This window comes from Desulfogranum aggregans, assembly GCF_055398265.1.
Window position 1 is genome coordinate 1,656,245 of sequence record NZ_AP042447.1, and the last position, 23,092, is coordinate 1,679,336.

At 49.9% G+C, this 23,092-nt stretch carries 22 protein-coding genes and 5 tRNA genes; all 27 read right to left on the reverse strand.

Going from position 1 to position 23,092, the window contains the following annotated elements:
* Positions 1–24: 24 nt before the first annotated feature.
* On the reverse strand, positions 25–408 hold the full coding sequence (gene rplL / locus ACZ52Z_RS07575) for a 50S ribosomal protein L7/L12 (RefSeq protein WP_464270146.1): 384 nt from the start codon (positions 406–408) through the stop codon (positions 25–27).
* Positions 409–474: 66 nt separating this feature from the next.
* On the reverse strand, positions 475–993 hold the full coding sequence (rplJ, locus tag ACZ52Z_RS07580; RefSeq protein WP_464270147.1) for a 50S ribosomal protein L10: 519 nt from the start codon (positions 991–993) through the stop codon (positions 475–477).
* A gap of 248 nt (positions 994–1,241) precedes the next feature.
* Positions 1,242–1,949, reverse strand: coding sequence for a 50S ribosomal protein L1 (rplA, locus tag ACZ52Z_RS07585; RefSeq protein ID WP_464270148.1), 708 nt, complete (start codon positions 1,947–1,949; stop codon positions 1,242–1,244).
* Positions 1,950–2,018: 69 nt separating this feature from the next.
* Positions 2,019–2,444, reverse strand: a complete 426-nt coding sequence (gene rplK / locus ACZ52Z_RS07590; RefSeq protein ID WP_464270149.1) for a 50S ribosomal protein L11 — start codon at positions 2,442–2,444, stop codon at positions 2,019–2,021.
* Between the two features lie 28 nt (positions 2,445–2,472).
* On the reverse strand, positions 2,473–3,039 hold the full coding sequence (nusG, locus tag ACZ52Z_RS07595; RefSeq protein WP_464270150.1) for a transcription termination/antitermination protein NusG: 567 nt from the start codon (positions 3,037–3,039) through the stop codon (positions 2,473–2,475).
* 15 nt (positions 3,040–3,054) lie between these two features.
* Entirely contained in the window at positions 3,055–3,327 is a 273-nt protein-coding gene (secE, locus tag ACZ52Z_RS07600; RefSeq protein ID WP_464270151.1) for a preprotein translocase subunit SecE, read from the reverse strand.
* A gap of 45 nt (positions 3,328–3,372) precedes the next feature.
* A tRNA-Trp gene (locus ACZ52Z_RS07605) sits at positions 3,373–3,449 on the reverse strand.
* A 5-nt stretch (positions 3,450–3,454) separates the two neighbouring features.
* Entirely contained in the window at positions 3,455–3,604 is a 150-nt protein-coding gene (rpmG, locus tag ACZ52Z_RS07610; RefSeq protein ID WP_464270152.1) for a 50S ribosomal protein L33, read from the reverse strand.
* A 95-nt stretch (positions 3,605–3,699) separates the two neighbouring features.
* The gene (gene tuf, locus ACZ52Z_RS07615; RefSeq protein WP_464270153.1) at positions 3,700–4,890 is read right to left on the reverse strand and encodes an elongation factor Tu; all 1,191 of its coding nucleotides are present in this window, start codon (positions 4,888–4,890) and stop codon (positions 3,700–3,702) included.
* A gap of 66 nt (positions 4,891–4,956) precedes the next feature.
* Positions 4,957–5,031: transfer RNA gene (locus tag ACZ52Z_RS07620), tRNA-Thr, on the reverse strand.
* Between the two features lie 48 nt (positions 5,032–5,079).
* Positions 5,080–5,155, reverse strand: a tRNA-Gly gene (locus ACZ52Z_RS07625).
* Positions 5,156–5,209: 54 nt separating this feature from the next.
* Positions 5,210–5,294, reverse strand: a tRNA-Tyr gene (locus ACZ52Z_RS07630).
* 72 nt (positions 5,295–5,366) lie between these two features.
* Positions 5,367–5,442: transfer RNA gene (locus ACZ52Z_RS07635), tRNA-Thr, on the reverse strand.
* 252 nt (positions 5,443–5,694) lie between these two features.
* Positions 5,695–6,903, reverse strand: a complete 1,209-nt coding sequence (gene qmoC, locus ACZ52Z_RS07640) for a quinone-interacting membrane-bound oxidoreductase complex subunit QmoC (RefSeq protein WP_464270154.1) — start codon at positions 6,901–6,903, stop codon at positions 5,695–5,697.
* A gap of 117 nt (positions 6,904–7,020) precedes the next feature.
* The gene (locus tag ACZ52Z_RS07645; protein ID WP_464270155.1) at positions 7,021–9,285 is read right to left on the reverse strand and encodes a hydrogenase iron-sulfur subunit; all 2,265 of its coding nucleotides are present in this window, start codon (positions 9,283–9,285) and stop codon (positions 7,021–7,023) included.
* Positions 9,286–9,296: 11 nt separating this feature from the next.
* Complete coding sequence (locus ACZ52Z_RS07650) at positions 9,297–10,547, reverse strand: CoB--CoM heterodisulfide reductase iron-sulfur subunit A family protein (RefSeq protein ID WP_464270156.1); 1,251 nt, start codon at positions 10,545–10,547, stop codon at positions 9,297–9,299.
* Positions 10,548–10,734: 187 nt separating this feature from the next.
* The gene (gene aprA / locus ACZ52Z_RS07655; RefSeq protein ID WP_464270157.1) at positions 10,735–12,750 is read right to left on the reverse strand and encodes an adenylyl-sulfate reductase subunit alpha; all 2,016 of its coding nucleotides are present in this window, start codon (positions 12,748–12,750) and stop codon (positions 10,735–10,737) included.
* A gap of 63 nt (positions 12,751–12,813) precedes the next feature.
* Entirely contained in the window at positions 12,814–13,239 is a 426-nt protein-coding gene (gene aprB, locus ACZ52Z_RS07660; protein ID WP_464270158.1) for an adenylyl-sulfate reductase subunit beta, read from the reverse strand.
* A gap of 393 nt (positions 13,240–13,632) precedes the next feature.
* Positions 13,633–15,786 carry an FtsK/SpoIIIE family DNA translocase gene (locus ACZ52Z_RS07665; protein ID WP_464270159.1) on the reverse strand — a complete coding sequence of 718 codons (2,154 nt, stop codon included), beginning with the start codon at positions 15,784–15,786 and terminating at the stop codon, positions 13,633–13,635.
* 245 nt (positions 15,787–16,031) lie between these two features.
* Positions 16,032–16,460: a transcription antitermination factor NusB gene (gene nusB, locus ACZ52Z_RS07670; RefSeq protein WP_464270160.1), complete on the reverse strand. Its 429-nt coding sequence runs from the start codon at positions 16,458–16,460 to the stop codon at positions 16,032–16,034.
* Positions 16,461–16,536: 76 nt separating this feature from the next.
* Positions 16,537–17,004 carry a 6,7-dimethyl-8-ribityllumazine synthase gene (gene ribH, locus ACZ52Z_RS07675; protein WP_464270161.1) on the reverse strand — a complete coding sequence of 156 codons (468 nt, stop codon included), beginning with the start codon at positions 17,002–17,004 and terminating at the stop codon, positions 16,537–16,539.
* Positions 17,005–17,029: 25 nt separating this feature from the next.
* On the reverse strand, positions 17,030–18,274 hold the full coding sequence (locus ACZ52Z_RS07680; protein WP_464270162.1) for a bifunctional 3,4-dihydroxy-2-butanone-4-phosphate synthase/GTP cyclohydrolase II: 1,245 nt from the start codon (positions 18,272–18,274) through the stop codon (positions 17,030–17,032).
* A 73-nt stretch (positions 18,275–18,347) separates the two neighbouring features.
* Entirely contained in the window at positions 18,348–19,001 is a 654-nt protein-coding gene (locus ACZ52Z_RS07685) for a riboflavin synthase (protein ID WP_464270163.1), read from the reverse strand.
* Between the two features lie 8 nt (positions 19,002–19,009).
* Positions 19,010–19,609, reverse strand: a complete 600-nt coding sequence (locus ACZ52Z_RS07690) for a tetratricopeptide repeat protein (RefSeq protein ID WP_464270164.1) — start codon at positions 19,607–19,609, stop codon at positions 19,010–19,012.
* Positions 19,610–20,749 carry a DVU0298 family protein gene (locus ACZ52Z_RS07695; RefSeq protein ID WP_464270165.1) on the reverse strand — a complete coding sequence of 380 codons (1,140 nt, stop codon included), beginning with the start codon at positions 20,747–20,749 and terminating at the stop codon, positions 19,610–19,612.
* A 5-nt stretch (positions 20,750–20,754) separates the two neighbouring features.
* The gene (locus tag ACZ52Z_RS07700; protein ID WP_464270166.1) at positions 20,755–21,387 is read right to left on the reverse strand and encodes a tetratricopeptide repeat protein; all 633 of its coding nucleotides are present in this window, start codon (positions 21,385–21,387) and stop codon (positions 20,755–20,757) included.
* 247 nt (positions 21,388–21,634) lie between these two features.
* The gene (locus ACZ52Z_RS07705; protein ID WP_464270167.1) at positions 21,635–22,591 is read right to left on the reverse strand and encodes a bifunctional riboflavin kinase/FAD synthetase; all 957 of its coding nucleotides are present in this window, start codon (positions 22,589–22,591) and stop codon (positions 21,635–21,637) included.
* Positions 22,592–23,092 lie beyond the last annotated feature (501 nt).

Sequence of the window (23,092 nt, forward strand, 5' to 3'; positions counted from 1 at the left end):
CGGTCAACACGAATGAATATACTTTTATTTGATTTCGACAGCGCCACCAACGCCTTCAATCTGGGACTTGATCTCTTCGGCTTCTTCTTTGGTGACACCTTCCTTGATAGGAGCAGGAGCACCTTCAACCAAAGCTTTCGCTTCCTTCAGACCGAGGGAGGTAATAGCGCGTACCTCTTTGATAACTTTAATTTTCTGATCGCCAGCAGACGTCAGTACAGCATCGAATTCGGTTTTTTCTTCAGCAGCTCCGCCTTCATCTGCAGCAGCACCGCCCGCAGCGGCTACAGCTACCGGAGCAGCGGCGGATACACCAAATTTTTCTTCGAGTTCTGTAATGAGCTCAGAAAGCTCGAGAACGGTCATATTTGAAATGAATTCAATTACATCTTCTTTTGTTACAGCCATTGTCATTCCTCCGGACAAAATGTTCGCGTAAATTAAAAATTATCAGTTCTGATAAACAGATGACAATCAGTTTTCTTTCTGCTCTTTGATGGCTTGGAGACCATATACGAGTTTCTGCGGAATACCGTTGAGTACCCGTACAAAGCCTGTCGGTACGGCAGCCATTGTTCCAAGGAGTTTACCCAGCAGTTCCTCTTTGCCAGGCAGCTTAGAAAGGGCAACAACATCCTCGGCACTCAGGATACTTCCTTCAAGCCCTGCAGATCGTATCTCCAGCGCTTGGTATTCTTTACTGAATGTAGCCAACGCTTTTGCAGGGCCAACGGGCTCTTCAAAGCTAAAAGCTATAGCAGTGGTACCGGTAAAAGAGTCTGAGAGTCCTTCGTAGTCAGTTCCTTTAACTGCCAATCGAAGCAGAGTGTTTTTTGCGATCTGAAACTGCGTGTCGTTCTCACGCAGTACGCGGCGCAACTTTTCCAGTTCCGTGACTTTCAGCCCACGATAGTCGGTAACTACCGCAAACTTAGCCTTGGAAAAGGTATCGTTGAGCTCACTGACCAAACTGGTCTTTTGGTTGCGATCCAACGTATGTACCTCCTAATGGTCACGGGAGTGTCAAAGTTACAGATGGAGAAAATGACAAGACGTATTCAAGATACTTGCGTATCAAATGGTCTCGGCAGGAAACCCACATGCGCGGATCATTAAACTTCCGTACCTGCTGTCTTTGACCTTCCCTGGGTTAATACTGAAACACAGGATGTTGTTCAACATCCTGTGTGATGCATTTTTGTACTGCTCACTCTTTATTTGGCGGCAGTCAAGGGCATTTTTTACCCTTTAAGCAGCGAGCGAACCTGAAGAGGATCAACTCTGAATCCAGGCCCCATGGTACTGGAAATGCTGATGGTCTTCAGATAGATACCTTTGCTTGAGGACGGTTTCAACTGAATGAGTTTGTCCACAAACGCAGTAATATTTTCCTGTAGTTTATCCAGCCCAAAAGATGATTTGCCTACAGCCGCATGGACAACACCAGCTTTATCCACTCGAAAATCGACCTTACCCATCTTCACTTCCTTGACGACGCGATCGATATCGAAGGTTACGGTGCCAAGCTTGGCGTTAGGCATGAGGTTTCTGGGTCCGAGAATTCGTCCAATCTTACCGACCTCACCCATCATATCGGGGGTGGCGATAGTTTTGTCGAACTCTAACCAACCTTCCTTAATCTTTTCGACCAGTTCGGAGCTCCCGGCATAATCGGCACCGGCTGCAAGCGCTTCCGCCTCTTTTTCCCCTTTGGCAAAGACAAGTACGCGTACTTCTTTTCCGGTTCCGTGGGGCAGGATAACGCTTGAGCGAACCATCTGGTCTGCGTGTCGAGGATCGACGCCAAGACGCACGGCAATATCAACTGATTCGTCGAATTTGGCATAGCGTGCTTTAAGCATACTTTCTATGGCCTCATTGAGATCATAGGCTTTCAGCGGCTCTCTGTTGGTAATACTGTTTTTATAATTTTTTCCGCGCTTAGGCATTCTATTCACCGTAAATTAGATTCTCCCTGGCACAAGGTGAACTGTGCAGGTAAAACGAACCGGTCATTATCACTTAACGACCGTGATTCCACAACTCCTGGCAGTACCTTCGACTATACGCATAGCCTGTTCAACAGTATACGCATTTAAGTCGGGCATTTTAATTTCTGCAATCTCCTGGATCTGCTGTTTAGTGAGTTCGGCAACACGTTCCCGCTTGGGATTACTGGACCCTTTGTCGAGCCCGGCAGCTTTCAAGAGAAGAACTGACGCAGGAGGGGTTTTGGTGATAAAGCTGAAGGACCGATCATTGTAGACAGTAATGACTACAGGAATGATGGTATCTCCGGCTCCTTGGGTTTTGGCATTAAAGGCCTTGCAGAAGTCCATAATATTGACTCCGTGCTGACCGAGAGCCGGACCAACCGGTGGCGAGGGGTTTGCCTTGCCTGCCGGTATCTGCAGTTTTATGTATGATTGTATTTTTTTTGCCATGCTTTACTCCTACACTGTACGCTCGATGCTAATTCTTACTCACCTGGATATATTCCAACTCAACAGGCGTAGACCGTCCGAATATAGACACCATAACTTTGACACGACCTTTATCAGGATAGACTTCTTCAATAACGCCTTGAAAGTTAGCAAAGGGTCCGTCCACGACTCGCACCGTATCACCTTCGGCAAACACCACCTTGGGCTTCGGCTTGCTTGCTCCCTCTTCTATCCTTCCAATGATCTTCATCGCCTCTTTGTCCGTTAAAGAGGGGATGCGTTTAAACAACTCTTCTCCGCCGGATAACGCTTGATTAGCGTTGACACCGACAAACCCTGTCACACGCGGCGTTTCCTGCACTGTATGCCACGTCTGCTCGTTCATTTCCATGTTCACAAGTATGTACCCGGGAAAGAACTTCCTTTCAGAGGTTTTCCTCGCGCCTTTCACCATCTCAACTACCTGCTCCGTGGGGACGAGCACTTCACCGAACATCTCTTCCTGGCCAGCGTTCCTGATCCGTTCCTCCAGGGTCGCCTTTACCTTATTTTCAAATCCGGTGTGGGTATGGACGATATACCAGCGCTTAGCCATGGTCTTGTCGGGGAATTAGTTAAGAAGAGAGGTAACGAATTTGCCAAGCAGCAGGTCGACTAATCCGAGATAAAGAGAAATAACAACAACCAGAACGATGACAAAACCAGTCAGGCCTGCTGTTACCTTTTTTAACGGCCAAACGATTTTATTAAATTCAACCTGGACTTCCTGCACAAAGGATCGTATTCCGGATGGTGTGAAGCTTGCTTTTTTCTCCGTCCTAGCGGCCTCTTTTTTACTGACAGGCTTAGACTTGGCACTCCGATTTTTTTTCTTTGCTGTCATTATCTTTGACGGATGATAGTCTTTGAATTCGACGCCCAAGAAATATGGCAGGCCAGGAGGGATTCGAACCCCCAACCCCCGGATTTGGAGTCCGGTGCTCTACCAATTCGAGCTACTGGCCTGCGCTTTACTTGGTTTCCTTGTGAGGAGTATGCGCTTTGCAAAACGGACAATATTTTTTCAACTCCAGCTTGTGTGGAATGGTCCGCTTGTTTTTCGTGGTGGTATAATTTCGCTGCTTACACTCTTGACATGCAAGCGTGATGTTATCTCTCATGATAGGTCCTGATAGAGTGACTACAGCCGGGACAATGCCCGGCTGTAGAATTCTCACTGCGCTTCGACCCTCCGTGCGGAGGACTGAACGTTGTATTATTCGATGATTTCGCTAACAACACCCGCGCCAACGGTACGGCCACCTTCACGAATCGCGAATCGAAGGCCTGCTTCCATGGCAATAGGGGTGATCAACTCTCCGGTGATATGGACATTATCCCCAGGCATTACCATTTCCACGCCCTCTTCAAGCGTACAGATACCAGTCACATCTGTTGTCCGAAAATAAAACTGTGGTCGGTAGCCGTTAAAGAACGGAGTGTGGCGTCCGCCCTCTTCCTTGGTCAGGATATATGCTTCAGCCTTAAATTTTTTATGTGGGGTAATGGAGCCGGGCTTGGCAAGTACCTGCCCCCTGACGATCTCCTCGCGCTTAACACCTCGAAGCAGAGCACCGATATTATCCCCGGCCTGCCCTTCATCAAGCAGCTTACGGAACATCTCCACGCCTGTACAGGTAGTCTTCGTGGTTTCACGGACACCGACGATTTCAACCTCATCACCTACATGGATGACCCCTCGCTCAACACGTCCGGTAGCAACAGTACCACGACCGGAAATGGAGAAGACGTCTTCAACAGGCATAAGGAAGGGCTTGTCTACATCACGCTCAGGCTCCGGCACATAACTGTCTACCGAGTCCATCAACTCCCATATACAGGCGGACTTTTCCTCATCTTCCGGATTTTCCAGGGCAAGCAGGGCAGAGCCGCGGACAATAGGGATGTCATCACCAGGGAAATCGTACTTATCAAGTAACTCGCGAAGCTCCATCTCAACCAGTTCGATAAGCTCTTCATCGTCTACCATGTCGCATTTATTGAGAAAAACGACCATAGCAGGCACACCTACCTGACGTGCAAGCAAGATATGCTCACGGGTCTGGGGCATAGGCCCATCATCAGCACCCACAACCAGAATCGCCCCGTCCATCTGGGCAGCACCGGTGATCATATTTTTAATGTAGTCGGCATGACCCGGGCAATCCACGTGGGCATAATGACGGTTTTCCGTCTCATACTCGACATGGGCGGTGGCAATTGTAATACCACGCTCTTTCTCCTCGGGAGCCTTATCAATCTCGCTAAAGTCGGTAAAATTAGCCTGTCCCTTGGTAGAAAGCACTCGAGTGATTGCTGCGGTCAGCGTTGTCTTTCCATGGTCAATATGGCCGATGGTCCCAACATTGACATGAGGCTTCGTCCGCTCAAATTTTTCCTTTGCCATTTCACGTCTCCTCGGACAAAATTTCAACTTGACTCAGCCGACCTAATAGCGCCATCGACTGATACATGGAGCCCACGACCGGACTTGAACCGGTGACTTCCTCCTTACCAAGGAGGTACTCTACCACTGAGTTACGTGGGCCCAGAATCTTTTGGTATGCACAATAAAGCCCCTGAATTATTTACTTACTGGAGCGGGAAACGAGACTCGAACCCGCAACCCTCAGCTTGGAAGGCTGATGCTCTACCAATTGAGCTATTCCCGCTCACAAGCAGCAAACAAAAAGGAGCCTACTAACTGCTTATTGCTAATCACTAGATGGTGGAGGGGGGAGGATTCGAACCTCCGAAGGCTTCGCCGACAGATTTACAGTCTGTTCCCTTTGACCGCTCGGGAACCCCTCCACTCTAATTATATGTACAAATCAGGCGAGACTGCCTGATGCCATGCTGACGCTGCACCTGATGTACTCTATCTGGAGCTGGCGATGGGACTTGAACCCGCAACCGCCTGATTACAAATCAGGTGCTCTACCAGTTGAGCTACGCCAGCATGAAGTCAGGCATTATAACGAGTATTTCTAATTCGTCAACACTTTTTTAATTTTTCTATCATCACCCTGCGCTAACCGAGCATTTCGTGCCCGACTATTCCAAGAATAGCACTACAGGCAAGGCGCACTGCACGTCACCGAGACGTTGTTAGCAACAGGTCCAACTCTTTATCCGATAACGCCCTAAAAGACAACAAAAAAAAGCCGGAAGCGAATAGCTTCCGGCTTTTGTACATATAAACCGATCGAGTTTACTGATTGAGTGGATTCTTCACGTATGCAGATTCACGATACCTTTCAAATGCCATAGCAAAGGTCCTGTATGCGATATGGGCAAATTTGGTATAGGGCAGATACAGAAACAGCATCGCGACAGATACCAGGTGCAGGTAATACATAACATAGCCCAGGGAGGGAATACCTACCAGACGAAGCAGTTCTGCTCCTAACCCTGTCACACCGACACCGGCAATCATCCAGATAAGGAACCAATCATAAAAGGTATTGGCGGCTTTTCCGGCCGTTTCCATCCGAGTCCTGTTCATCCACAGAATACCAATTCCGACCAACATGGCCACAGCAGAAACATTGGCCAGCAGTTTTATCGGATTCCACATGGAAATCGGTCCGTGCATTGAAGGGATGAATATCCCGATGACATCCTGTGTGAACGCGGAGTAGACGGTGACGATAAAGAGGCCGATAAAGGCAAGCACCAGAGGTAGATGGCCTTTGACACGATCGGTATTGACCGTGCACTCGCGAAACCGATTATGACTCATGATTTCTTTCAGTGAGGGCCACAGAAAATCTTTGACAAACAGGGTCACGGAAGGTCGATAGGAAATCTCGCCTATACCGAGATTTTCTTCCATTTTTCTCCACATGGTGGAGATTCCCTTATAGAGCGAATAAACAGCAATACCAGCAGCAGTAAGAAAAATGATGTCGATAAAGAGGACATTTTTGGCCAGCAGGCGGAAGTCCCAGTGACCAAAAAAGTGAGTATATCCTACATGGGCAAACTGTTCTCCGGTGGGAATGTGCATTCCGCCGGAGATGATCCACATCAGAAATATTACCACAGCAGGGATACCGATAAGCATCGGCAGATTTTTAGCGCTGCTACACAATTTTGCCAGCCCACTCGGCCATCCGTAATGCTGGTAGGCATAGGCGCGTATGGCACCGAGCACATCACCAGGTTTAGCGCCTCGGGGACAGGCTTCCGAGCAATCACCACAATGGTGGCAGAGAAATACGTTGGGATCGGCAAGGAGTTTATCCTTCATCCCCCACTGGGCCAGAATCATTTCTCGCCGAGGGAAAGGGTCGCCATCTGAGGAAAGCGGGCAAGCTACCGAACAGGTGGCACACTGATAACACTGTTTGAGCGTATCACCACCGGCCTCCTTCATGGACTTAATAAAATCAATATCTGGCTGTACGTTCATAGACATTTTATCCTCCTGTTATGAAATATGCCAAATCACATATCTTCATTACTGTAAAAAACCAAACGATATAAAAACTCTGCCGAATGCCTGCGGCCAATCGGCAGAGCAGGTAACAGGGGATTAGAAGCCCTTGAATGGATTCGGTCCCATCTCTATGATTTCTTCAACAAACTCATCGATGATAGCTGGAACCTTGTCATAATCGGAAATAGCGATCTCTCGAACGCCACAACGCTCGGGCTCAAGGCCAAGTGAACCAAGGGTTTCACCAATATTATCCATTCGTTTGGTTGCAATTTCTGACCCCTTGACAAAATGGCACTGGTAATCATCACCATATTTACAACCGAGCAGCAGTGCACCGTCCATACCTGAAGACATGGCGTCCTTGATCCATACCATGTTGACCGAGCCAAGGCAGCGCACCGGAATGAAGCGAACCAGCGCATTCATCTTGTTTCGGTGCATTCCTGACATATCGATGGCAGGATAGGCATCGTTTTCACAGACGAATACAGCAATCCTGAGTTTATCCTCATCGTCATCCGGTACTTCAATGGATTTGACCATGGACCCGATCATGTCGATGCTGTAATCGGCAAAGTTGATGATACGTTCAGGGCAGGCACCCATACAGGTACCGCAACGGCGACAACGGGTCGGATTGGGCAGCGGGGTACCTTTATCGTCATCATCAAGAGCGCCAAACGGACACTCCTCTGTACACCGTTTACACTGGGTACAGCGGGACATAAAAAAGTCGGGGTAGGTCATGTCCCCAGAACGCGGATGAACAGAGACACCGCGATTTGCAGACTCAATACACTGGATGGCCTTCAAAGCCGCACCGGTGGAATCATCGATGGTCTCTTCCATAGTTTCCGCTTTCCGTACGCCACCGCAGGTGTAAACACCGGTTCGGCGAGTCTCATAAGGGAAGCAGATGAAGTGTGAATCAGCATACCCGTTAAAAAGGTCAAGATCCTGGAAAGCCGGTCCCTGTCGATAAGCCAGGTTAATCACCGGTTCGTGAGCGGTTGTAGGCTCCATACCGGCAGCCAGCACGACCATGTCAACATCAAGGGCCAAATCCTCACCAAGTAAGGTATTCTCAGCGGTAACAGTGACGCCGCCTGCATTTTCCTCTACTTTGGTAACAGCAGCCTTGGTCATGAACACGCCATCTTTGGCTTGCATGGCTTTGTAAAAAAGCTCGGCATTGCCTGGGGTGCGCATGTGCTGATACAGAATAAATGCCTGACCGTTCTCCGGATTGTCCTCAACCACATAGTTCGCCTGTTTTAGGGCAACCATAGAGGTAACGGAATTACAGAAAGGAAAATCTTTGTCGCTTTCTTTGGCACCTGGACTAAGCACAAAGGCGACTTTTGCTGGAACAGCGCCCTGCTTGGCCAATTTTTCAAATTCCGCATTGGTAACCACCTTGGAGATATTTCCATATCCCAAGTGCTCAAATTGAGAAACGTCGGCAGGCTTCCACCCGGTAGCGAGTACTACTGCGCCATAGGTCTCCCCGTCCGGGTTGATTTTCGTATATTTTACAAGGCCATCGTTGGGATCTTCCAACTCTCCCTTTTCGATTTTTTCCTGTTGGTCTACGGTTACCTTTTCCGGAGCATCCCACTCGCTTTTTTCATTTGTGGCTTTGAGGGTGACATTGAAGTTGCCAGGAGCTCCGGCGATTCGAGCCACCTCAGTGCCGGTCTTTATCGTGATCTTGGCATCTGCCTGTACATCAGCCACCATCTGATCAATAGTAGGCGCTTCAAGCTCGGCATATGGATAGGCGGAAGGAAACATTTTTCGCCAACCAAGCGCTTTACCGCCGAGAACTTCTTCCTTCTCTACGATGGTTACTTCGTAACCTGCTTTGGCAGCCTCTTTGGCTGCGGTTATACCGGCGATCCCTCCACCCATAACAAGGATACGCTTGTTAATGGTCTCCATCAGGTAGGGCTCAGGCAGAGCCGTTTTCTTGGCTCTTGTTACCGCCATACGGACATAGTCTTCTCCAGTCTCCTGGATAAACTCTTTTTCTGTATCAGAAAACGCTTCTCCATCTTCAGGCTCGCCCACGGACCAGGCGACATGCTCGCGAAGATTGCCGCGTATGGTGATGGTATCATCACCAAAATTAAATTCGTCCTGCATTACGCGCGGCGAACAGGCACATATAACCACGGTATTGACTCCGTTGTCGGTCATGTCCTGCTGAATCATGGCGCGACCGGCATCACCGCAGAGGCACGCATGTTCTTTTAATTCAATACCGGTTTCAGAGGCAGCGTCTTTTAATCCATCTACATCAAGAACGTCGCCGATACCACACCCGGTGCACAAATATCCACCATATACTTTATCCATTGTCTATCCTCCTAGCGTCCAATCTGAATTGCCTTAAGCGCTGCTGCAGTAGAAGACTGGCCGCTGGAGTGAACATCAACAGCAGCTTTCGCACAGCCGGCGGAAATCAAGCCTTTTTCCGGCTCGGAAACGATGAATCCATTTCCATCGAGAGTCAGGCCGAAATCCTGGCCATTAGTAATAGCGGGCTTCATCCCTGTGGCCAGTACACACAAATCTACCTTCTGCTGGACCTTATTACCGCTCAACGCGTCCTCGGCAATAACAGTTACGCCACCATCACCTTCGGCAATAATGTCAGCAACTTTGCCCTTGATGAATTCGACATTTTCATCGGCCATAAATTTTTCACGGAACGTCTCGTATTTACCCGGAGTTCGCAGATCGATGTAGAAGACGTAGACCTTGGCTTCCGGATATTGACCACGAATGTAGGAGATCTGCTTGAGCGTTGCCGTACAGCAGATATAGGAGCAGTGCTCCATATGGTTTTCGTCGCGAGAACCGGCACACTGAACAAACGCAAAGGATTCAGGTTCTTTACTATCGCCGGGGCGGAGTATTTTACCCTTGGTAGGACCGTTGTCAGCTGCCAGGCGCTCCATCATCATATTGGTGATGATGGCCGGAGAAGAACCGAATTTAAGGTTATCGATCTTATTGGCATCATATGGATCCCAACCGGTTGACCAAATAATGGAACTGACATTCAGCGTGAAGGTCTTAGGCTGCATTTCCGTGTCAACGGCATCATATTTACAGGCGGCCTTGACAGCTTCGAGGCAATCGGCGGAACAGGCATCCTTATCCAGCACATAGCGACGGGGAAACGCCATTTCATGCGGCAGGTAAGCGGCCTTCACCTTATCCATGCCGAAGTTGAACGGATTGTCAATTTCAGCTGTACAGGCGTCAGCACAATCGCCACAGGCAGTACAGTTGGAATTGATGTAGCGGGGAGCAGTCTCGAGCTCTACCTCAAAATTCCCAGGACCACCGGATACCGCCTTGACGGTTGTCATGGTATAGGTTCTGATCTTCCGGTTATCCTTGATGCGTTTGAAGTTGATTTCAAGTCCGCAAGTCGGCGGGCAAAGCTTAGGAAAGTATTGATTCAACTGTGCCACACGTCCGCCGAAGTAGGGATTTTTATCGATAAGAAATACATCATTACCGACTTCCGCAGCTTCCAGGGCAGCTGTCAGGCCGCTGATGCCGCCGCCAACAACCAGTACTGCACCATTTCCTGCAGTGTCACTCATGCCAAACCTCCATAACTGCTGATAATTAATGAAAGGAGTTTTTTGTTTCAATTGATCCGAAGAGAAGAGTTACCCTATCTTCTGTATCAACTCAAACAAAAATACACGGGTAATACAAAAAATCTCCAGACCCCATTAAGAGGAGTCTGGAGATTTTATAGGTCACACAATCAATAACTGATTGAGATTAGATCCATGGATCGGTCTCAATGATATTGATGCAATCAACCTTCTCACACTTCCATTCCTTGGTTGCAGGATCGAAGGTGGAGTTAACGAAAGCCTTCCAGTTTTCGTCATCACAGGTTGGGTAGTCAGAGCGATAGTAGAAGCCCGGATAGCGGGATTCCTTACGGAACTCGATGTGACGGATATGGGTTTCAACACACCAGATGCGGTGGTAGTTTTCCCATGCACGCATCAGTTCGTGCAGGTCGCCGGCTGCCATCTTCTCAGCATCTTCACGCAGCATCTCAAGGAGATCCAGACAGATGTTGAGCAGCTTACCGGAGGTCATGTAGTAGGTAGCAACACCACCACCGTACTCATCGGTAGCCTTCATCAGACGCATCATCATACCTGCAGGCTTGCAGTAATTGGGGTTAACGTCTGCTGCGGTGGAAGCATCAACAAACTCGTAGTAGCGCTTAACCGGTGCGTAGATCTCATCTGCCAGTTCCTGAGCGGTCTGAGCCAGTTCAGGAGTGAAATCAGCGTTGTCACGGCAGTACTTAACCATCTGCTTAGCTACGATACGACCTTCAGCATGGGATCCGGAAGAGAACTTGTGACCGGAAGCGCCAACACCATCACCAGCGGTGAACAGACCGTTAACGGTGGTCATACGGTTGTAGCCCCACTTGTACTGATGGGAACGAGGACCGTCTACTTCAGGTACCCAGTCTTCGTTAGGACCAGAGGTCCAGATACCGCAGCAACCGGAGTGAGAACCGAGCATGTACGGTTCGGTCGGCATGATTTCAGAACCTACTTTTTCAGGCTCAACATTCATACCAGCCCACAGACCGGCCTGACCAACGGACATATCCAGGAAGTCTTCCCATGCTTCTGACTCGAGGTGTTTCCAGAACTTCTTAACAGCCTTTTCGTCTTTACCAGCAGCGCGCTGATCTTCAAGGAAGGCATTCAGAGCAACGTCTGTAGCCATGTAGATCGGGCCACGTCCAGCTTTGAGCTCATTGATCATCAGGTGGTTACGCAGACAGGTCGGGGTAACGGCAGAAGCACCGTAAGGCATGTACTTCTCAAGTTCTTCCTTTACTGCGTCGGTGTTAGCGTAGAATTCGCCCAGACCGTTCTGTACTTTCGCTTTGAACAGCAGGAACCATGCACCAACCGGACCGTAACCATCTTTAAAACGGGCAGGGGTGAAACGGTTTTCCATCATGGTCAGGGTAGCGCCAACCTGTGCACACATGGTGTAGGTGGAGCCTGCATTCCATACTGGGTACCACGCACGACCTTTACCTTCACCGGTTGAACGGGGACGGAAAATGTTAACCGCACCACCGCAAGCTACCAGAGCGGTCTTGCACTTATAGACGTGAACTTTGTTTTCACGGGTGGAGAAACCAACAGCACCGGCGATGGTGTTCTCTTTGTTTTTGTCGAGCAGCATCTTCACGATGAATATACGCTCGTGGATGTTGTCTTCACCAAGCGCTTTTTTCGCAGGCTCAGCTACGATGCACTTGTAGGACTCACCATTGATCATGATCTGCCATTTACCGGTACGTACAGGGGTTCCACCTTCACGCAGGGTCGGAGCAGGCTTGGCGCCGTCAAGGTTCTCGCCTTCATCGTTCTTCTTCCAAACGGGCAGTCCCCATTCTTCGAACAACTTAACAGACTCATCAACGTGACGACCGAGGTCGTAGATGAGGTCTTCGCGGACAACGCCCATGAGGTCGTTACGTACCATTTTTACGTAATCTTCAATGGCGTTCTCACCGATGTAGGTGTTGATCGCGGACAGACCCTGAGCAACAGCACCAGAACGCTCAAGAGAGGCTTTGTCGCAAAGAATGATTTTCATTCCTTCCGGAGCCCATTTGCCGATTTCAAAAGCTGTACCGCAGGCAGCCATACCGCCACCAACGATCAGTACGTCACACTCATGCTCTACAACTTCCGGATCCACTACAGCAGCGAGTTCGCCCAGCGGCTTATTTGGTAATGCCATAATTCTATCTCCTAATAGATTTATCTAGAATAGAGTTATCAATTCATCCCTTACCAAGCTGACTTATGCCAGTTTGGTAGGTGTGGGCAGATCGCTCTCAAGAAGCAGACACTCGTCGTCCAGGTTTGCACCTTTCTCACCAGGATACTCGTTGGCAGCACCTTCAGCAGTCGTACGAATGGGGAACTTGAAGCGCTTCATGTTGCCATTACGGAACTTGACTGTCCACATGATGGAGTCAGAAGAACGCATCGGGTGAACCAGACCACCCATAGGTACAAAGTCATTATAACCACGAACAAAAATTGCACCCTGCGGACAAATCTTCACGCAAGAGTAGCACTCCCAGCATGCATCTGGTTCCTGATTGTACGCCTTCATTTCCTCAACGTTGAGAACCATCAGGTCGTTTGGACAGATGTACATGCAGGCAGTCTTGTCGCCGCCCTTGCAACCATCACATTTTGAAGGATCTACGTAACTTGGCATTAAACTACCTCCTCACTTGTTTTTTCCTTTTGGAGCCCGATACTGGGCTTCCATTAACCTCTAGCTTGATATTTCGAAGAAAAACAGATTCATAAAGCTTACCAACCTATTTCCCGTCGCAACCCGCAACCAGTAACTTGTTAATTTTACTCTTTTTTAACGCTACAATTTTGTGGGGTTAAAAAATGAACAGCCACTCATTAAAGGTGAACTGCACATTTAATTTGTTGCCTGCTCATTGTCAAGAAAAATCGTCAAATCAAGGCTGAACAGCAAAATTTATAAAAAGCATCAGAAATATGGATATATAATCGTTTTTCTCCTCACTCCTTCTTTTTTTTTTCCCAAAAAAACTGCTTTTTTTTCTTTTTTTTTAAAAAAAAGGTTCCTCGATTATTCCACCTCATAGGATGATCTCGCCAGTACTTCTCTGGGCCTTGAACCATCAGCAGGACCGACAACACCCTCCCGCTCCATGGTCTCGATCATACGTGCAGCCCGGTTATACCCCACCCGCAACCTCCGCTGTACCATGGAAATCGATGCCTGGCCGGTTTCAGTGACAACGGCTACCGCCTCATCATATTTTTCATCATACTCTTCAGCGGGAGCCGCCTGATCAGCCGGCTCCTCTTCAACACTTTGCAGTACCGAATCGTCATATTCCGCAGTTCCCTGGTCCTTGAGAAAACTGATGAGACGTTCGGTTTCCTGTTCGGAAATAAAGGCCCCATGTATACGTTGCAGCTTGGCGGCTCCTGGCGGGAGGAACAGCATATCCCCCATACCGAGCAGGTGCTCTGCTCCTGAGCTGTCCAGCACGGTACGCGAATCCACCTTGGAAGAGACCTTAAAGGAAATTCGGGTGGGAAAATTCGCTTTGATCAACCCTGTCAGCACGTCGACAGAAGGTCGCTGCGTCGCCAGGATAATGTGCATACCAGCCGCCCTGGCCATCTGTGCAAGACGGGCAATGGAGGTCTCCACATCTTTAGACGCAACCATCATCAGGTCTGCCAGCTCATCAACGATGATCACTATATACGGCAGTTTTTCTTCTGCGATCTTGTTGTAGGAGTGAAATGACTTCACCCTTGCCTCCTCAAGCAGCCGATAACGCCGTTCCATTTCCCGTACCGCCCACATCAGTGCCCGTGAGGCCATCTTTGCCTCTACCACCACAGGATGCAGAAGGTGGGGAATATCCTCGTAGACCGATAATTCAATACGTTTGGGATCGATCATCAGCAGACGGACATCCTCAGGCGTGGCCTTAAAGAGAATCGAAGCAATAAATGCGTTGATGGCAACGGATTTCCCAGCACCTGTAGCACCGGCAATGAGCAGATGAGGCATTCGGGCAAGATCGGCAACCACTGAACGGCCGATAACATCGAACCCAAGGGCCAGGGTGAGCATAGAACGGGAGTTCCGGTACTCCTGCGACAAGAGTATGTCACGAAGAAAGACCATTTTCCGCCGCGGGTTAGGAATTTCAATACCAATGGCAGCCTTCCCCGGGATGGAGCCGACAACACGAACCCTGTCCGCCTTGAGCACCATGGCTAAATCATCGGCCAAGTTAACTATTTTATTTATCTTTACCCCAGGTGCCGGAGAAAATTCATACGTAGTAACTACCGGGCCCGGTGAGATCCCAACAACGTTGCCCTCAACACCGAAATCCTGTAATTTCGCAGCAAGAATCTTACTGATTTCCATGTAATACTCACGACTGACCTGCACATCATCCTGAACACTTTGCTCCAAAAGCGTGATCGAAGGAAGTCGGTACTGCCCGCTTTTCAAAGGCTTAAGCGAGAACTCCTCTCCTTCTTCGCTCTTTTCCGGCTCACGAAGAACCGGTGGATGAACAGCCGGGGCCACCTGTGCAGTTACTGACTCCAGAAGAGGTGCTGGTTTCGGCACCTGAACAGTCCGTCCCCCATCATCCTCCTGGGTTCGCCATTTTCCTATCCTCCTTCGTAATCCAGCAAGGATCCGTAACCCGCTGTACAGGCTCCACTGCATCGTTCCCAGCAAAGAAAATCGTACAGCCGCAGTGAGCGACAGGATAAACACCATTGTCAACAACAGGGCAGAACCTACCGTTCCGAGCGTTCTATTGAGCACGGTCCATACAAACAATCCCACAAATCCACCTGGCGGGAGAGCTGCGGCACCGTTCCAATGACTATGCATCTCCAGAAGGCCTGCAGCAGAAAACAAAACACCTGTCACTCCGGCTACAAGGAAGGGAAGGCGATTGACTTCAGACCAGCCAAAAAGAAACGCGCCGGAAATGTAGCAGAGGATAACCACAGGAAAAAATGCAGCAAACCCTATGAAAGAAAAGAGATAATGGGCTGTAAAAAAGCCAAAGGTTCCGCACCAGTTGCGAGAGGGTTCAAGAACCACCTGCCCGGTTTCAAACACTGGCAACAGATAACTGACGAGGCAAAGCAGGAGAAATACAGCCAGAAAAAAGAAACTGATCGCCGCCGTCTCTCCGAGTATGCCGGTTTCGCTGCGTGCTGAACGTACCATTACCTGTATGACTTCTCCGATGTTCTGGTGGATTGGATTCAACTGAAAGAACGGAGATGCCCGCTCCGGTACCGACGAAACGACCTCCTTTTTTCATCAGGCTGGTCGTAATGAATATGGCGCCCTCCGTACATTGCTCGACGGTGTACACTATTTGACAAGAAAAATCAAAAAGTCCACTCAGGGAAGGAACAGCTATCAGGTAACAACAGAGTGAAAAACAAAAAGTGGAATGAAAACACCGCCTATTGCTGGGCGGTGATGGATGCTTTGACGGAATCGAGAATACCGTTGATAAAAGCGATGGATTCTTTTACGGAATAGCGCTTGGCGATTTCAAGAGCTTCGTTAATAGCGACCTGGTTGGGCACGTCTTCACCATGCTGCATTTCATAGATGGCGATGCGCAGGATATTTCTGTCCACCAGGGACATTCTCTCCACCCGCCAGTTGTGGGAATGCTCGGCAATCAGACTGTCTATGGCCTCCTCGCAGCCGCAAAGCCCCATTACCAGTTTTCGCCCGTAGGGGAGTGCTTTTTCATTGGTTTCAAAAACACCGCAGAAGATATCTAACTCCTCAGAGACTGCTTCAGGGGCGTTTGAGCGCCCCTGAAAATCATGGCCATACAAAAACTGAAGGGCCAATTCCCTGGATTTACGTCGTAATCCCATTCTGCTCCTCTCTCTATCGTACCATGACGCTCATTCCGGGGATACGTTTTGCCCCTTCCTCGTACTCTGTGCCAGGTTAACCGACAACTTGGAGAAGGTTAGCCATTTCCAAGGCGGCAATCGCCACATCAGACCCCTTGTTGCCGGCTTTGGTCCCGGCTCGCTCAATAGCCTGCTCAATGGTTTCGGTAGTAAGTACACCAAAGAGTATCGGGATGCCCGTTTCCAGCATCACCTGGGCAGAACCTTTGGCTACCTCCCCGGCAACATAATCAAAATGAGGGGTTGCTCCGCGGATGACAACACCAAGGCAGATTACTGCATCATATCGACCTGATTTTGCCATTCTCTGCGCTGCAAGGGGAATTTCAAAGGCACCAGGAACCCGGGCGACATCAATATCATCAGTATTCACACCCGATCTCACCAGGCTATCCAGCGCACCTTCGAGTAGTTTTTCGCATATAAACGAATTGAACCGAGCGACAACTATGCCGATCTTGCGCCCGGCACCCTGTAAATCCCCTTCAAAATAATTAGCCATCTTTTTTCCTGTCTCGTGTCAACGTTTAAGGCTCATTCTGAACATACCCGATGGGTAAGTCGCCGTAGAGTTCAAGAATGTGCCCCATCTTGTCCCGCTTGGTGCGCAGGTATTTCTGATTTTCCTTATCACCGGGGATTTCTATGGGAAGTCGGTCAACAACTTGGAGACCGTACCCTTCAAGACCGATAATCTTCTTGGGGTTATTGGTCAGCAGACGCATTTTACGCACCCCGAGATCGCGTAGCATCTGCGCCCCCATACCATAATCACGCAGGTCTGGCTTGAATCCGAGCCGGGTATTAGCCTCGACCGTATCGAGTCCGTCAACATCCTGAAGTTCATAGGCCTTGAGCTTATTCACCAGCCCGATACCCCTTCCCTCCTGACGCATATAGAGGATAACGCCCTTTCCTTCCTGTTCAATCATTCGCATGGCGGCATGCAACTGCGATCCACAGTCACAGCGTGCAGAACCAAACACATCTCCGGTCAGACATTCCGAGTGCACTCGTACCATGACTGGCTCATCAGGAGAAATATCACCCAAAACCAGAGCCACATGCTCATCATGATCCACCTGGTTGGTATAGGCAATGATCTTGAACTGACCGGCATGAAAGGTCGGCAGCCGAGCTTCTGCCGCTCGCTTGACCAACATCTCTTCCCGCAGGCGGTAGGCAACAAGATCGGCAATGGTCGCAATCTTGATATCATGTTCCTGAGCAAAGACCTCGAGGTCCGGCATCCTGGCCATGGTGCCGTCCTCATTCATGATCTCGCAGATGATTCCGGCTGTCCGCATACCGGCAATACGTGCCAGATCAACAGACCCTTCGGTCTGGCCGGTGCGTACCAGGACCCCTCCCTTCCGTGCCCGCAGAGGGAAAATATGCCCCGGGCTGATGATGTCTCTCGGGGTGGCATCCCGTGCCACTGCTGCCTCAATGGTTCTCGCCCGGTCTGCAGCGGAGATGCCGGTGCTGACACCGGTCCGTGCTTCGATGCTGATGGTGAAGCCGGTGCCATAGGGCGACTGGTTATTGGGTACCATCATAGGAAGACCCAGCTGTTCAATGATATCCGGGCTCATTGCCAGACAGATCAAGCCCCGCCCGTATGTAGCCATAAAATTTATGGCCTCAGGCGTAACCGCCTCTGCGGCCATGCAGAGATCACCTTCATTTTCACGGTCTTCATCATCCACCAGGATAACCATTTTCCCGGCTTTAATATCCTTGACTACTTCTTCAATTGAACTGACAGCCATCGTGTGCTCTCTCTCGGGGCTCCAAACCACACCCCGACTATTCTCTCTATTGTTCTTGCTCTGTATGCCTGACCTACAGAAATCCATGGGCCGCAAGAAAGGCGGTACTGATGTTGCTTCCCCCTCCCTGCGGAGCGTTTCCTCCGGCAAGCAGTTTTTCCACGTACTTGCCGATAATATCCACCTCAATATTGACCTTGTCCCCCTGCTTAAGTTCACCAAGGGTGGTTACTGATAAGGTGTGTGGAATAATAGATACCGAGAATCGGGAATGGTCGCAACTATTCACTGTCAGACTGACACCATTTATAGTTATTGACCCCTTTTCGATAACATATTTGGTTAAACCGGGATCCAGCGCAAAGGTGAACAGAGTAAAGCCCCCGGCATTTCTGCGCTCTTCAACGATTCCCATGCCATCAACATGTCCGCTGACGATATGCCCCCCCAACCGGTCGCTTAAACGAAGCGCACGCTCAAGATTGACCCTTGAGCCAACGGCAAGGGTACCCAGCACCGTACGGGAAAGGCTTTCCGGTGAGACATCGGCTAAAAATCGCTTGCCGGTTATATTACGGGCTGTCAAACAGGTGCCGTTCACTGCAATAGATTCCCCTTCTTCAGGATCTGTCAGGGCAAAGTCTGCTTCCAACGCAAAAACCATCCCACCACCGGCATTGCGCTTTTCAGCAACTGTTCCAAACCCCTGCACAATCCCGGTAAACATGGTCTAACCTATTCCAGTTCTTCCGCGCGGCGGGCAAAATCTTTTGCCAGGCGCTCGTGTTTAAAATTGGCATGGATGCTGGAAATGGTGCGATAGGTGTCGGCGGCCTTTGCTTTTTCACCGATTTCTTCATACAGCTCACCAATAGCCGCCAAAACTTCCACCACACCTTTGGGATTGCTGGTCATCCGATAATGTTCCACCATATCAAACAGCAGCTCAAACGCCTTTTCTGCTTCCCCTAATTGCCGGTAGGCGGCGGCCATTTTCTTATGCAGCGAAACCAGTGAGAAGGAGTCATCTTGTTGCTCGCATATATCAGCAGCTCGCTGGAAATGCTTGATCGCCATGTCATATTCTTCACGGGCCAAACAGGTGTCGCCAAGCCGGTCAGAGGCATTGGCCACTCCCTGCACATCCCCTTTTTCCTCGAATCCGAGCAAGGCATTGTGAAAGGATATGATCGCCTGGGTGTAATCGCCACCGGAAAAATGTTTTCTTCCGGCCATATAATCCATTTTTGCCGGATCTTCCGTACTGTTTCCGGCGGCTGTGTTCTCAGCCATAGGCTTGAGGGAATTCAGGGGTTGGATAGAATCACTGACCATTTACTTCTCCTTATGAATGTTCTCTATTGCTACTGCTGCCACCTCTGCGACTGTAGACTGTACCGGCTCGCCTTGATCAAATAAATTCACAGGGCTTTGGTCCTGCTGGAGCGGCATAAGTTGGAAGCCAGCCTCTGTCGCGGCGATCCTTCCGAGTAGGCGAGCAGTATATGCCCGGACTTCCGGCTGTTCATGGTTGAGGAGGTTGAACAGCGAGTAAAAGGGCGTCTTGCGAATCAGGTCGGGACGACTGACAGCTATCTCACCGAGCCCCCACAATACGGAGCCGATGGTTCCAGGGTCTGCAAGAAAATTGTAGAGGTGACGGGTAAATGCGCCATAGATATCGGGCCTGCAGGCGATAATTGCACCAATGGCTTCCACCATTCCCCATGAGCTGGAGGCGGAGTCAGAGCAGGCCTCAAACAACCTATGCAGTAAATCGGCTACCGGTCCAGGCTCCCGAGTCGAAACCCGGGCACATACCGTCCCTAGCGTCCAGGCAACCCGGTAGCGCCCAGCCAGATCAGGTGCATACAGCAGGCGCTGCAGAAACCGCAGGGTTCGCCTGTCGTCAAAACTGAGGTCAACCAGGCTGTCTATATCTCCCTGCTCGACCAGTTCTTTCACCAGCCGTTTATTTGCCTTTTTCTTTTTTCGTTTAGGATCCCGTTCCGGTTCCAACGCCGGCGGACCGCCTGTTTGCGGCACGGCATCACCCTGCGCTGAGGCAGCCTGCGCTTGCTGATTGTAGTGGTAACGTTCAACGATTTCGGCCAACTGTTTGTGCAACCGCACAAAAAACAGGACACCACGGACGGCGCGCCCATCCAGATTACGCTTGGGGATAACCTGATGCGTGACGTCATCATAGTCTTCTATGCGCCCTGTGAGGTAGTCTTCCTCGGCTACCAGCTCCCAGGCCAGGTCCCACTCGTCATTACACGCATTGACAAGGCATTCCACCATGGCCGCTCCCACGTTATGGCCGGTTGCATCGCAGACATACACTGCCCCGCACTCGCATTTTCCCATGGGGAACTCATTCATCTTTCGCTGCACAGCCTCGGTCGGCCGCCCGATATCCATTCCACAAAACGGACACCAGGGCTTGACATTTGCTTCGGCTTTACTGCCCATGGCAACTACCCGAGCTTCTCGTCAAGCGCTTGAACAAACCGTGAATCAATGGAATACCCAAGTTCCTTTGCTTTTTCGAGATTTTGTTTTGCCTCCTGGTAATCGCCTTTGAAATAGAGCGCAACTGCCAGGTTATTCCGAGCCATTGCTGAATCAGGTTCCAGGGTAACGGCTTCGCGCGCCGCCTCGACAGCCTTGGCGTCTTCTTCGTTCATGGTGTAGGCGGAGGTCAGATTGATCCACGCTGTCAGCAATTTAGGGTCGATCTGAATGGCCGTACTGTAGCACTTGATCGCTTCGGCAACATTATTTTGGTGCTGCCGAATGAGTCCGATGTTTACGTGCGCCTCAGCCATTTTGGGTGATATTTTCAAGGCCTGCTCATTAAGTTCAAGGGCTTTGTGGGTATCCCCCTGGTCAAAGTAGATGGCGCCCAGATTGATCATGCTTTCCATCGAGTGGTTATCCAGCTCAATGGCTTTTTTAAGTTGAGCAATGGCATCCTCTATTCTGCCAGCCTGACGATATACCAAGCCCAGATGGTGCCTGGCCATAACGTTGTCCGGCTTTTCTTCGACTACTTTCTCCAAATCGCTGATCACGGTTGCCAAATCAGCTTTTTTCTCCACCTCAGACATAAAACGACCCTTTGTAGATTAAATAATAGTGGAAGGAATACCCCGCTTGGTTGCATTCCCTGTCTCATTGAGTGTCGACAACGCGGTGTACTCACCTGCGCGATGGCCCTTTTCACCTAAGCAATCAGCCAAAGAGAGCAGCGTACATTATAGGCATATTGCAAAAGGAAGCAAGCCCGGTTGCAACAATATTCCATAACGACCATTGGCCGATAAGGGCTGCACCCCCAGTATCTGCAGCCTAGTTTCAGGGTTGATGGGCAATCAGTTTCTTTTCTCTGGCTTTTGCCAGCACCTTATGGGCAACGGCAATATCTTTTCCTATCTGCCGCACCAGCTGTTCAGGCCCATCAAAGGCTATTTCCGCACGAAGATGACGCAGGAGATTGATTTTCAGTGGTCGACCGTATATATCCGCATTGAAGTCAAAGATATGTGTTTCCGCAACCAGCTTGGTATGGCCAAAGGTCGGATTATGACCGATGTTGGAGACCCCGCCATACTGCTTCCCATCGTAAATCACCTGGGTTACATAGACACCGGTTTTAGGACAAAGGTCCTCCTCGGAAATACACAGATTGGCTGTGGGAAAGCCAAGTTTCCGTCCCCGTTGCTGGCCTGGTTGTACAACACCTCGAATCTGGTAGAACCGACCCAGCAGCTTTCGCACATCCCGCATTCTTCCGGCCGTAACCAGCTCTCTGATTCGCGTGCTGGATACGATCTCTCCACCCACGTACTGCGCATTCACTACATTCACCGGGAAATTCTTTCTGCGGCCCTGTTCTCTCAGAAAAAGCGTGTCTCCCTCGCGGCCTTTTCCTAAGGCATAGTCATAACCGACAACCAGACTCACCATCCCTATTTTCCCTAGCAGAACATCATCCAAAAAGTCCATTGCTGTGATGGCAGCCACTTCACGGCTGAAGGGGATAATAACGAGGATGTCAATGCCAGCGTTTTTGATGAGCTCGACTTTCTGACGGGTCGTGGATATCAGGCGAATCCCTCGAGGACTCAACACTTTCAACGGATGCGGATCAAAGGTGACCGCCACGCTGGTTCCATTATCCAGCCGGGCGCTTTCAACTACGCGCTCAAAAAGCACCTTATGCCCCAGGTGCACACCGTCAAAGTTGCCGATGGTCACATGCGCACGCTCAAACGGCTCGGCTATATCGTGCAGATCAGTGTAAATTTGCATACGCCACCATTCACAGCCAGTTGTCTGAGAAAATTGACGTGAGGCGATAATGAAACACCTTAGACATCTTTCGCTCAGCCATTGCTTACCAACCGTTTTTTACCTGTCATACCCTGAAGCGAATCTCTTTTTCTCTTCCACCCCCTCGGAATCTGCCAGGTGCAGGATATTCCACATGGATGGCAACCCCCATTGGTATCGTCGAAAGGTATACATCTGGTGGTCATCGCCGTTACAAGGCTGTCTTCGAGTTCTGAGTCTGCTAGCTACAGTAAGAGCCAATGGCTGCGAGGCAACCCCAGCCGAGCATTTTTCTCCATCACTCAACAGTAAAAAAAGGAGTCGCCAATTGCACCGCTCAAAAAAGAAGGCATATACCCTACTTTAAAAAAACTAGCAAACCCTTCATGCCATCCATACCACTCCGAGCACCCTGCTGGCCAAAAAAATAACCGTAAATTGAGAGCCTCCGCCGCACCCTCGTGCAGAGACAACCGAATA

Excerpts from the sequence above, each read along its gene's own strand:
- ACZ52Z_RS07695 (WP_464270165.1), bottom strand. The coding sequence starts at position 20,749 with ATGGGCAGTAAAGCCGAAGCAAATGTCAAGCCCTGGTGTCCGTTTTGT.
- secE (WP_464270151.1), bottom strand. The coding sequence starts at position 3,327 with ATGACAGCAAAGAAAAAAAATCGGAGTGCCAAGTCTAAGCCTGTCAGT.
- ACZ52Z_RS07705 (WP_464270167.1), bottom strand. The coding sequence starts at position 22,591 with ATGCAAATTTACACTGATCTGCACGATATAGCCGAGCCGTTTGAGCGT.
- rpmG (WP_464270152.1), bottom strand. The coding sequence starts at position 3,604 with ATGAGAGATAACATCACGCTTGCATGTCAAGAGTGTAAGCAGCGAAAT.
- qmoC (WP_464270154.1), bottom strand. The coding sequence starts at position 6,903 with ATGTCTATGAACGTACAGCCAGATATTGATTTTATTAAGTCCATGAAG.
- ACZ52Z_RS07665 (WP_464270159.1), bottom strand. The coding sequence starts at position 15,786 with ATGGTACGTTCAGCACGCAGCGAAACCGGCATACTCGGAGAGACGGCG.
- rplL (WP_464270146.1), bottom strand. The coding sequence starts at position 408 with ATGGCTGTAACAAAAGAAGATGTAATTGAATTCATTTCAAATATGACC.
- aprB (WP_464270158.1), bottom strand. The coding sequence starts at position 13,239 with ATGCCAAGTTACGTAGATCCTTCAAAATGTGATGGTTGCAAGGGCGGC.
- ACZ52Z_RS07690 (WP_464270164.1), bottom strand. The coding sequence starts at position 19,609 with ATGGTCAGTGATTCTATCCAACCCCTGAATTCCCTCAAGCCTATGGCT.
- rplA (WP_464270148.1), bottom strand. The coding sequence starts at position 1,949 with ATGCCTAAGCGCGGAAAAAATTATAAAAACAGTATTACCAACAGAGAG.
- tuf (WP_464270153.1), bottom strand. The coding sequence starts at position 4,890 with ATGGCAAAGGAAAAATTTGAGCGGACGAAGCCTCATGTCAATGTTGGG.
- rplK (WP_464270149.1), bottom strand. The coding sequence starts at position 2,444 with ATGGCAAAAAAAATACAATCATACATAAAACTGCAGATACCGGCAGGC.
- ACZ52Z_RS07650 (WP_464270156.1), bottom strand. The coding sequence starts at position 10,547 with ATGAGTGACACTGCAGGAAATGGTGCAGTACTGGTTGTTGGCGGCGGC.
- ACZ52Z_RS07645 (WP_464270155.1), bottom strand. The coding sequence starts at position 9,285 with ATGGATAAAGTATATGGTGGATATTTGTGCACCGGGTGTGGTATCGGC.
- ribH (WP_464270161.1), bottom strand. The coding sequence starts at position 17,004 with ATGGCTAATTATTTTGAAGGGGATTTACAGGGTGCCGGGCGCAAGATC.
- ACZ52Z_RS07700 (WP_464270166.1), bottom strand. The coding sequence starts at position 21,387 with ATGTCTGAGGTGGAGAAAAAAGCTGATTTGGCAACCGTGATCAGCGAT.
- aprA (WP_464270157.1), bottom strand. The coding sequence starts at position 12,750 with ATGGCATTACCAAATAAGCCGCTGGGCGAACTCGCTGCTGTAGTGGAT.
- nusB (WP_464270160.1), bottom strand. The coding sequence starts at position 16,460 with ATGGGATTACGACGTAAATCCAGGGAATTGGCCCTTCAGTTTTTGTAT.
- ACZ52Z_RS07680 (WP_464270162.1), bottom strand. The coding sequence starts at position 18,274 with ATGGCTGTCAGTTCAATTGAAGAAGTAGTCAAGGATATTAAAGCCGGG.
- nusG (WP_464270150.1), bottom strand. The coding sequence starts at position 3,039 with ATGGCTAAGCGCTGGTATATCGTCCATACCCACACCGGATTTGAAAAT.
- ACZ52Z_RS07685 (WP_464270163.1), bottom strand. The coding sequence starts at position 19,001 with ATGTTTACCGGGATTGTGCAGGGGTTTGGAACAGTTGCTGAAAAGCGC.